At 72.0% G+C, this 8,849-nt stretch carries 11 protein-coding genes and 1 rRNA gene; 3 read left to right on the top strand and 9 right to left on the bottom strand.

The genetic code is table 11. From position 1 onward, the window contains the following. Both ACIBPC_RS06855 and ACIBPC_RS06850 read right to left on the bottom strand, forming a co-directional pair. A 16S ribosomal RNA gene (locus ACIBPC_RS06855) occupies nucleotides 1–279 on the bottom strand; the annotation flags it as partial. A 363-nt stretch (nucleotides 280–642) separates the two neighbouring features. Beyond that, the gene (locus ACIBPC_RS06850; protein WP_398841729.1) at nucleotides 643–1,332 is read right to left on the bottom strand and encodes a DNA-3-methyladenine glycosylase; all 690 of its coding nucleotides are present in this window, start codon (nucleotides 1,330–1,332) and stop codon (nucleotides 643–645) included. 93 nt (nucleotides 1,333–1,425) lie between these two features. Here ACIBPC_RS06850 and ACIBPC_RS06845 point away from each other — a divergent pair, with 93 nt between their 5' ends. Together ACIBPC_RS06845 and ACIBPC_RS06840 are read left to right on the top strand one after the other, a co-directional pair. After that, nucleotides 1,426–1,965: a YbhB/YbcL family Raf kinase inhibitor-like protein gene (locus ACIBPC_RS06845; protein ID WP_362966542.1), complete on the top strand. Its 540-nt coding sequence runs from the start codon at nucleotides 1,426–1,428 to the stop codon at nucleotides 1,963–1,965. Nucleotides 1,966–2,153: 188 nt separating this feature from the next. Continuing rightward, nucleotides 2,154–2,672, top strand: coding sequence for an HNH endonuclease (locus tag ACIBPC_RS06840; RefSeq protein WP_362966544.1), 519 nt, complete (start codon nucleotides 2,154–2,156; stop codon nucleotides 2,670–2,672). A gap of 91 nt (nucleotides 2,673–2,763) precedes the next feature. Here ACIBPC_RS06840 and ACIBPC_RS06835 read toward each other — a convergent pair whose 3' ends face one another. The 3 genes from ACIBPC_RS06835 to ACIBPC_RS06825 all read right to left on the bottom strand — a co-directional run bounded on the left by ACIBPC_RS06835 (nucleotide 2,764) and on the right by ACIBPC_RS06825 (nucleotide 5,086). Further along, nucleotides 2,764–3,726, bottom strand: a complete 963-nt coding sequence (locus ACIBPC_RS06835; protein WP_362966546.1) for an SPFH domain-containing protein — start codon at nucleotides 3,724–3,726, stop codon at nucleotides 2,764–2,766. A gap of 59 nt (nucleotides 3,727–3,785) precedes the next feature. Then, complete coding sequence (locus tag ACIBPC_RS06830) at nucleotides 3,786–4,208, bottom strand: NfeD family protein (protein WP_362966548.1); 423 nt, start codon at nucleotides 4,206–4,208, stop codon at nucleotides 3,786–3,788. Between the two features lie 86 nt (nucleotides 4,209–4,294). Then, the gene (locus ACIBPC_RS06825) at nucleotides 4,295–5,086 is read right to left on the bottom strand and encodes an ABC transporter ATP-binding protein (RefSeq protein WP_362966550.1); all 792 of its coding nucleotides are present in this window, start codon (nucleotides 5,084–5,086) and stop codon (nucleotides 4,295–4,297) included. A 108-nt stretch (nucleotides 5,087–5,194) separates the two neighbouring features. On the opposite strand from ACIBPC_RS06825, the gene ACIBPC_RS06820 reads away from it, so the two are divergent. Then, entirely contained in the window at nucleotides 5,195–5,989 is a 795-nt protein-coding gene (locus ACIBPC_RS06820) for a hypothetical protein (protein WP_362966552.1), read from the top strand. Between the two features lie 104 nt (nucleotides 5,990–6,093). Here the strand turns inward: ACIBPC_RS06820 and ACIBPC_RS06815 are convergent, their stop codons facing one another. The 4 genes from ACIBPC_RS06815 to ACIBPC_RS06800 form a co-directional block, all read right to left on the bottom strand. Next, nucleotides 6,094–6,333 carry a chaplin gene (locus tag ACIBPC_RS06815; protein ID WP_362966554.1) on the bottom strand — a complete coding sequence of 80 codons (240 nt, stop codon included), beginning with the start codon at nucleotides 6,331–6,333 and terminating at the stop codon, nucleotides 6,094–6,096. A gap of 143 nt (nucleotides 6,334–6,476) precedes the next feature. Continuing rightward, the gene (locus ACIBPC_RS06810) at nucleotides 6,477–6,716 is read right to left on the bottom strand and encodes a chaplin (RefSeq protein ID WP_362966556.1); all 240 of its coding nucleotides are present in this window, start codon (nucleotides 6,714–6,716) and stop codon (nucleotides 6,477–6,479) included. 194 nt (nucleotides 6,717–6,910) lie between these two features. Beyond that, a complete protein-coding gene (locus ACIBPC_RS06805; protein ID WP_362966705.1) occupies nucleotides 6,911–7,549 on the bottom strand; it encodes a response regulator transcription factor in 639 nt (212 codons plus the stop codon). Nucleotide 7,550: 1 nt separating this feature from the next. Then, nucleotides 7,551–8,744, bottom strand: a complete 1,194-nt coding sequence (locus tag ACIBPC_RS06800) for a GAF domain-containing sensor histidine kinase (protein ID WP_398841725.1) — start codon at nucleotides 8,742–8,744, stop codon at nucleotides 7,551–7,553. Nucleotides 8,745–8,849: the final 105 nt, after the last annotated feature.

Raw genomic sequence — 8,849 nt, 5'->3', positions numbered from 1 at the left:
CCGTCGTCGCCTTGGTAGGCCATCACCCCACCAACAAGCTGATAGGCCGCGGGCCCATCCCACACCGCAAAAGCTTTCCACCAGAAACCATGCGATTCCTGGTCATATCCGGTATTAGACCCAGTTTCCCGAGCTTATCCCAGAGTGCAGGGCAGATTACCCACGTGTTACTCACCCGTTCGCCACTAATCACCGGCCGAAACCGGATCATCGTTCGACTTGCATGTGTTAAGCACGCCGCCAGCGTTCGTCCTGAGCCAGGATCAAACTCTCCGTGAATGTCTCTCACGCGAGTCGATTCTCGCAGCACCCCAGGAATCAGTCGGGGTGCATATCAATCAAACAATTGGCATTGACTTTTGGCACGCTGTTGAGTTCTCAAGGAACGGACGCTTCCTTCAAGACCCTCTCAGGCCTCTCCGGGCGCTTCCCTTCGGTGTTCACCACCTTAGCGGACCCCCGGATCATTTCCTAATCCGGTCCCGGCCGGTGGATTTCAGAGCACCCGGAATTACTTCCGGGGACCACGAAAAGGCCCGGTCGGGGAGGTTTTCTGCTGAGGTGTTGTCGCCTGCCGGATACTGGCGGAGGGTCTTGACGACCGCTTTCCGCTGTGTCCCGCTCCAGGCGACTCGACCTACGTTACGACTCCCCGGCGGCGGCGTCAAGTCTCGTCGGCCGGCGGCGCGGCTGGTGCGCGCGGTAGGGGCTGACGGTGCTGTCCCCGGCGATCCAGAACCGCCAGGGATGGGCGGCCCCTTCACCGCCCACGCCGGTGCGCGGACCGGCGCTGACCTGCCGCGGCCGCACGGGAGTTCCCGTCAGGACGCGGAACGGCGAGGCCGGGTCGTCCCCGCAGGCATCCGAGCCGTCCAGGAGCCGGTCCACGCCCAGGGCCGTCGCCAGACGGGCCGGCCCCTTCGCCAACTCGGCGTCCCTACGGGCCGACACCCGCCGCGCGCGGGCCAGGTCCGCGCCCTCCACCATCTCCCCGGCCCGCAGCAGGACCCCGCTCGCGTGCCCCTCGGGTCCGCAGACCAGGTTCATGCAGTGCCACATGCCGTAGGTGAAGTAGACGTAGACGTGGCCGGGAGGCCCGTACATCGTCGCGTTGCGGGATGTCCGTCCGCGGTAGGCGTGGCTTCCCGGGTCGATCTCGCCCGCGTAGGCCTCCACCTCGGTGAGGCGCAGCCGCATCTCGCCCTCGGGTGTCGTCCTGACGAGCACGCGCCCGAGGAGGTCCGGCGCGACGTCGAGGACGGGCCGGTCGAAGAACGCGCGCGGCAGGGGCGTGGCCGGGTCGGGTGCGCCGGCCGGGGTGGTGCGCTTCACGGGTGCGGTGTCTCCGGACGATCGGACGATCAAGGGGGCGGGCGGCTGACTAGGCTAGCCGGGAGACAGCGCCACGCGACGAGGAGGTCCGTAATGTCCGATCCACGGAGGCGTCCCCTTCCCCATGACTTCCACCCGCCGGTGCCCGCGTTCACGGTGGAGAGCGACGACGTCAGGGAGGGCGCGCGGCTGAAGGACGCGCAGGTGTACGCGGCGGGGAACGTGTCGCCGCAGCTGCGCTGGTCCGGCTTCCCGCCGGAGACGAAGAGCTTCGCGGTGACCTGCTTCGACCCGGACGCGCCGACCGGCAGCGGGTTCTGGCACTGGGTGGTGTTCGACATCCCCGCGACGGTGACCGAGCTGCCCGCCGGTGCGGGGAGCGGCGACTTCGCGGCCCTGCCGCCCGGCGCCGTGCACGCGCGCAACGACTACGGGACGCGCGACTTCGGGGGCGCCGCGCCGCCGCCCGGGGACGGGCCGCACCGCTATGTCTTCACGGTCTACGCCGTGGACAGCGAGCGGCTCGGTCCCGACCAGGACGCGTCCCCCGCGTTCGTCGGCTTCAACCTGCGCTTCCACACCGTCGCGCGCGCCCAGCTCGTGGGCGAGTACGAGGTCCCGGCCGGGGACTGACCGCGGGACCGTGTCGGGCCCGTAACGGTCACGCGTCACCTTCTGTTCGCCTCTCTGTTCCGCTGCGCGGGCGGGTAGCTCTCCTGTGCGTGGTTCTCCGCGCGCAAAATGCATTGTCGGGCCTGCTCGGCGGGGGGACAGTGGTGCCAGCCGCCGCCGGGGCGGGGAGGGAACGGGAGGTGGGCGGGGTGCGGCAGACCCTGGTGCTCAACGCGACGTACGAGCCGCTGACGACGGTGTCGCTGCGTCGTGCGGTGGTGCTGGTCGTCCAGCACAAGGTGGTGGTGGAGCAGGCGCATCCCGGTCTGCGGGTGCGCGCGGCGGCGGTGGACCTGCCGGTGCCGCAGGTGATCAGACTGCGGCGGTACGTCAAGGTGCCGTTCCGACAACGGGCCCCGTGGTCGAGGCGCGGTGTCCTGGTCAGGGACCGGCACCGGTGCGCGTACTGCGGGCGGCGTGCGACCACGATCGACCATGTCGTGCCGCGTTCGCAGGGGGGCGGGGACACGTGGCTGAACACGGTGGCCGCGTGCTCGGAGGACAACCAGCGGAAGGCGAACCGCACGCCCGTCCAGGCGGGGATGCGGCTGCTCACGCAGCCGTTCGAGCCGACTCCGGCGGCGGCGCTGCTGCTGGCGGTCGGCGCGCGTGACGGGGACGCGCTGCCGGACTGGCTGCTCGCGACCGAGGGCGCGGCCTCGGCGTAGGCGGGCCGGCGGGGCGCACCGCGCATGACGACGCCCGCCCCTTCCTGCACGGGAGGGGCGGGCGTCGTGATGTGCGGCGGCAGGGGCGCCGTCACTCGATGCGGGGCTGCTCGCGCGTCGGGGGCTTGTCGAGGCTGGGGCCGTCGCCGTTCCCGCCGGACCCGTCGCCGTTGCCGCCCGGGTTGGTGAAGCGGCCGATGTTGCCGCCGAGGCCCTTGAGGGCGTCGCCGAGCTCGCTCGGCACGATCCAGAGCTTGTTCGCGTCGCCCTCGGCGATCTTCGGGAGCATCTGGACGTACTGGTAGGAGAGGAGCTTCTGGTCGGCGTCGCCCGCGTGGATGGCCTCGAAGACCGTGCGGATGGCCTGGGCCTCGCCCTCGGCGCGGAGCGCGGCGGCGCGGGCGTCACCCTCGGCGCGCAGGATCTCCGACTGCTTGGCGCCCTCGGCCTGGAGGATCTCGGACTGCCGGACACCCTCGGCCTGGAGGATGGCGGCGCGCTTGTCGCGGTCGGCGCGCATCTGCTTCTCCATCGAGTCCTGGATGGAGGTGGGCGGCTCGATCGCCTTCAGCTCGACGCGGTTGACGCGGATGCCCCACTTGCCGGTGGCCTCGTCGAGGACGCCGCGCAGGGCCGCGTTGATCTCCTCGCGGGAGGTGAGGGTGCGCTCCAGGTCCATGCCGCCGATGATGTTGCGCAGGGTGGTGACGGTCAGCTGCTCGATGGCCTGGATGTAGTTGGACACCTCGTAGGTCGCGGCGCGCGCGTCGGTCACCTGGTAGTAGATGACCGTGTCGATGTTGACGACGAGGTTGTCCTGCGTGATCACCGGCTGGGGCGGGAACGGGACGACCTGCTCGCGCAGGTCGATGCGGTTGCGGATGCGGTCGATGAACGGGACGACGATGTTGAGGCCCGCGTTCAGCGTCCTGGTGTAACGGCCGAAGCGTTCGACGATGGCCGCGCTCGCCTGCTGGATGACCTGGATGGTCTGGACGAGCGCGATGACGACCAGCACCACCAGGACCACCAGCACGATGATGATGGGTCCCATCGTGTACTCCCCCTGCGTCTAGATGAGTTGGGATGATTGTCGATGAAGTGACCGGTCCATCACATCACGACGGCGGTGGCCCCGTCGATCTCAACTACGCTGACCTGACTCCCCGGTTCGTAGACGTCGTCCTCGCCGAGCGCGCGGGCCGACCACTCCTCGCCCGCGAGTCTGACGCGGCCTCCGCTGCCGGTGACGCGCACCAGGACGACCGCGGTCCTGCCGATGAGGGCGTCCACTCCGCTGCTGAGCGCGGGGGAACCGCCGCGCGCGCGGCGGGCGATGGGCTGGACGACGAGGATCAGGGCCGTCGAGACGACGGCGAAGACGACCACCTGCACGGCGATGCTGTCGGTGACCCCCGCGGCGAGGGCACCGGCGACGGCACCGGCGGCGAGCATGCCCAGCTCGGGCATGGCGGTCAGGACGAGGACGATCGCGAATCCGCCGGCGGCGACGAGCCACCACACCCAGAAGTCCACGGGGTCATGGTAGAGCGGGTGACCGCGTCGCGAACAGGGCTCGTCCCGGGACGGACCGGGACGAGCCCGAGGTGAACGGGCGGGGGTCAGCCGAGCGGCAGGCCGCGGGCGGTCCAGCGGTCGCCCTGGCGTTCGACGACGAGGGGCAGGCCGAAGCAGTGCGAGAGATTGGCCGAGGTGAGGGTCGTCTCCAGCGGGCCCGCGTTCAGCAGCTGCCCCTGGCGGACGAGCAGGACGTGCGTGAAGCCGGGCGCGATCTCCTCGACGTGGTGCGTGACCATGATCATCGACGGGGCGTACGGGTCGCGCGCGAGGCGGCCGAGGCGGCGGACGAGGTCCTCGCGGCCGCCGAGGTCGAGTCCGGCGGCGGGCTCGTCGAGCAGGAGGAGTTCCGGGTCGGTCATCAGGGCGCGGGCGATCTGGGTGCGCTTGCGCTCGCCCTCCGAGAGGGTGCCGAACTTGCGGTCGAGGTGGCCGCTCATGCCGAGCCGGTCGAGGAACGCGCGGGCGCGGCGTTCGTCCATCTCGTCGTAGCTCTCCTGCCAGCCGACGGTCATGCCGTAGGCGGCGGTGAGGACGGTCTGCAGGACGGTGGCGCGGCGGGAGAGCTTGTCGGCGAGCGCGCTGCTCGCCATGCCGATGCGGGGGCGCAGCTCGAACACGTCGACGTGCCCCATCTCCTCACCGAGGATGCGGACGCTGCCCGAGGTGGGGTAGAGGTAGCTGGACGCCACGTTGAGCAGCGTGGTCTTGCCCGCGCCGTTGGGGCCCAGGATGACCCAGCGTTCGCCCTCGGCGACCGACCAGGAGACCTTCTCGACCAGGGGCCGGCCGTCGCGGACCACGGATACGTCCACCAGCTCCAGTACATCGCTCATGCGCGCGGTCTCTCCCCTTGCAGTCGCTGTCAGTCAAAACCTACGCCACCGCCTCCCGCGCCCTGTCGTCAGGAGGGTTGTTGGGCATTCTTCTCTAAGGTAGAGGGCATGCTCATCGAACCTCGTGCGGGGCGGCTCGCCGCCTGGGGCAATGCGCTGTTCGCCGGACAGGTGGCGCCCGACGACGCCGCGTCACGCGCGGTGGGCGACGACACGGTGCACCGCGTCGTCGGCCTGCCGGGCGAGGAGGGGCCCGTCGGGCTGACGCTCGCGCTCGGCCGGATGCGGGCCCAGGGGGTGTACGGGCTGCGGATCGCGCTGCCGGCGCCGGGGCATCCGCTGGGGCTGAGCGGGCCGCCGGAGTTCAACGCGGCGGCGCTCGCGGCCGGGGAGGCCGTGCTCGCGTCGGGCGCCCCGCTGGGTCTCGTGCCCGAGGTGAAGGAGGCGGGGCCCGCCGGTGACGTGCTGACCGAGGTGGTGTGGCGGTGTCTGCCGGTGCGGCAGGCGCCCGGGGCCGACGTGCCGTCGCTCGGCGAGGCGGAACGGGAGCTGGCCGAGGTGCTGCGGGACGCGACGGAGGCGCTGGCGCGTCTTGACGTGGCGGGGGCGGGGCCGGTGGCGCAGGCGCGGCTGGCGGCGTACCGGGCGCGGATGGAGCGGGGGCGCCAGGTGCTGGCGCCTGGCTATCCGGTGCGCGCGGTGCGGGTGCTCGAACTGGCGCAGCGGGTCGGTGCGCTGGTGGCGATCGCGGTGGAGCCGGACGGGATGGCGCCGGGTGCGGTGAGCGCGGGGCAGATCGCGGAGCGGGACCGGTTGCTGCGGCCGGTGGAGCGGGCGGCGCGGCGGGCGCGGGTGGCGGCGTACAACGCGTACGCGGAGTCGTGGGAGCGGCAGCGGGATTAGCGGGGCTGACGGGGCGGGGACGGGGAAGGCCCCTCGGACCTGGGTCCGGGGGGCCTTCGTGTCAGCTGCCTGTCGGCTGCGTCGTGTCGTCCGTCGTGACGAGGTCAGTCGATGACGCCGACGTTGCCGAACGCGGGGTTCAGGATCCCGATGACGTTGATGGAGTTGCCCACGACGTTCGGGGCGATCTCGACCGGGACCTGGATGACGTTCCCGGAGATGACACCCGGGGACTTCACCGCCTTGCCGGCAGCTTCCGCGTCGGCGGCGGCGGAACCCGCGCCGGCACCGATGGCGGCACCGGCGGCGGCCAGCACGAGGGCGGCCTTCTTGGCAGTGTTCATGGGTTGTGCTCCTCTTGGACGTTGCTGTGCGCGCGACTCCTTGGGCACGGAGTCACGTGTTGCACAACGCGCGGGCCGAAGGCACGGCACGGGCTCGGGGCTCGTTACGCACGATCGGCCCAACGCGTCCGAGGCGGCGTCCGTCAGAAGTTGACGCTGTGGTTGCCGAACACCGGGTTGAGGACACCGATGACGTTCACGGAGTTGCCGGTGGCGTTGACCGGGACGTGCACCGGGACCTGGACCTCGTTGCCCGCCACGACGCCCGGGGAGGCCACGGCCGCGCCGGTGGCGTCGGAGGCGGCGGAGGCGACGCCGGAGGCGGTGGCGGCGATCCCGCCGACCATCAGGGTGACGGCGGCGGCCTTCTTCAGGTTCTTCACTTCTCTTGACCTTCCTCGCACGTTCGCCGCGGCCAGCCGCCGCGGCTCGCCATGGAGAACGGCGCCACGCCCGGGAGGATGCGCCGTACGGGTGACATCCACACGACCGTATGAATCTCAGCCCGGAGGGGCTCCTGGGTTTGGTGGGACAGGGCCGAATGGGGTAACGGCGTGCTGCCCCGCCGGGGCGGGGATCAGTCGGACAGACCGTGGCGTACGGCCCACAGCGCCGCCTGGGTGCGGTCGGCGAGGTCCAGCTTCATCAGGATGTTCGACACGTGCGTCTTGACGGTCTTCTCGGACAGGACGAGCGCGCGGGCGATCTCGCGGTTGGAGCGGCCCCGCGCGATGAGGCCGAGCACCTCCGTCTCCCGTTCGGTCAGCGCGCCCGCCCGGGTGCCGCCGCCCTGGGACTCCTGGGCGAGCAGCGCGGCGGCGATGCCGGGCTCCAGCAGGACGTGCCCCGCGTGCACGGACCTGATGGCGCCGGCCAGCGCGTCCGGGTCGATGTCCTTCTGCACGTACCCGGCCGCCCCCGCGCGGAGGGCGGGCACGACGGTGCGCTGCTCGGCGAAGCTCGTGACGACGAGGACGCGGGCGGGGTTGTCCAGCTCGCGCAGCCTGCGCAGGGCCTCGATGCCGTCGCCGCCCGGCATCTTCACGTCCATCAGGACGACGTCGGGGCGCAGCTCCTCCGCGCACGCCACGGCGGCCGGGCCGTCGGCGGCCTCGCCGACGACCTCGATGTCGTCCTGGATCTCCAGGAACGTGCGCAGACCGCGGCGCACGACCTGGTGGTCGTCCACCACGAGGACGCGGATCACCTTCGCCAGGTCAGCCACCCGGCACCTCCATCTCGATGACGCAGCCCGCGCCGGGGGCCGACCTGACTGTCAGGGTGCCGCCGACCGCGGCGGCACGGTCGCGCATGGACACGAGGCCGAGGTGGCGGCCCCGCGCCCGTACGGCTTCGGGGTCGAAGCCGGTGCCGTCGTCCGCGACGCGCAGGACGGTGGCGCCGCCGCGGCGGCAGAGGGAGACCTCGACGAGGGTGGGCGCCGCGTGCCGCAGCGCGTTGTGCAGGGCCTCCTGGGCGACCCGCAGCAGGGCCTCCTCCTGGGCGGCGGGCAGGGCGCGGGGCTCCTGGCAGCTGAGGGTGACGCGGGCCGGGTGCGCGCGGTCGAGGACGTTGACCTGGGCGCGGAGCGTGGCGAGGAGGCCGTCCTCATCCAGGGCCGCGGGGCGCAGCTCGATGACGGCGGCGCGCAGTTCCTCGGCGGCCTCGGCGGCCAGCTCCGCGATCTGGCCCAGCTCGCTGCGCGCGCGGGCGGGGTCGCGGTCCAGGAGGGCGGTGGCGGCCTGGGCGGTGAGGCGGAGGGAGAAGAGCTTCTGGGAGACGGCGTCGTGCAGTTCGTGGGCGATGCGGGCGCGTTCGTCGGCGATGGTCAGCTCGCGGCTGCGCTCGTAGAGGCGGGCGTTGGTCAGGGCGATGGCGGCGTGTTCGGCGAGGAGGCTGAGGAGGTCCTCGTCCTCGGCGGTGAAGGCGCAGCCGTCGGCGGGGGCGGGCGCCGGGCGGGCGCTCCGCTTCCCTGCCGGGCCTCTCTGGTTTCCTGCCAGGCCCCTCTGTTTCCCTGCCAAGAAGAGTGCGCCGAGGACTTCGCCGTCGTCCGTGATGGGCATGCCGAGGAAGTCGGACATCTCGGGGTGGGCGGACGGCCATCCCCCGAAGCGCGGGTCGAGGCGGACGTCGGCGAGGCGTACGGGGGTGGCGGACGTGAGCATGGCGGCGAGGATGCCGTGCTGGCGCGGGAGGGGGCCGATGGCCTTCCACTGGCGGTCGCTGACGCCGTCCACGAGGAACTGGGCGAAGCCCCCGTTGCCGTCGGGGATGCCGAGGGCGGCGTAGCGGGCGCCGAGGAGGTCGCGCGCGCTGCTGACGATGGTCTGGAGCACGTCCCGCACTTCGAGGGTGCGGTTCATCGCGAGGAGCGCGGCGCTGACGGCGGCCAGTCCGGTACGGGGGGCCATGCACCGACCGTAACGCGTCGGGGCGGTGGCGGGATCGGGCGGGCGCAGGGGCCGCGTAGGGCGCTGGGCGTAGGGCCGGAGCAGGGGGAACGCGCGGGTGGCGGG

Source organism: Streptomyces sp. NPDC049879 (assembly GCF_044461265.1).
Classification (GTDB): Bacteria; Actinomycetota; Actinomycetes; order Streptomycetales; family Streptomycetaceae; genus Streptomyces.
Note: the sequence above shows the minus strand (reverse complement) of the source record. Positions and strands in the feature narration are given on the sequence as shown.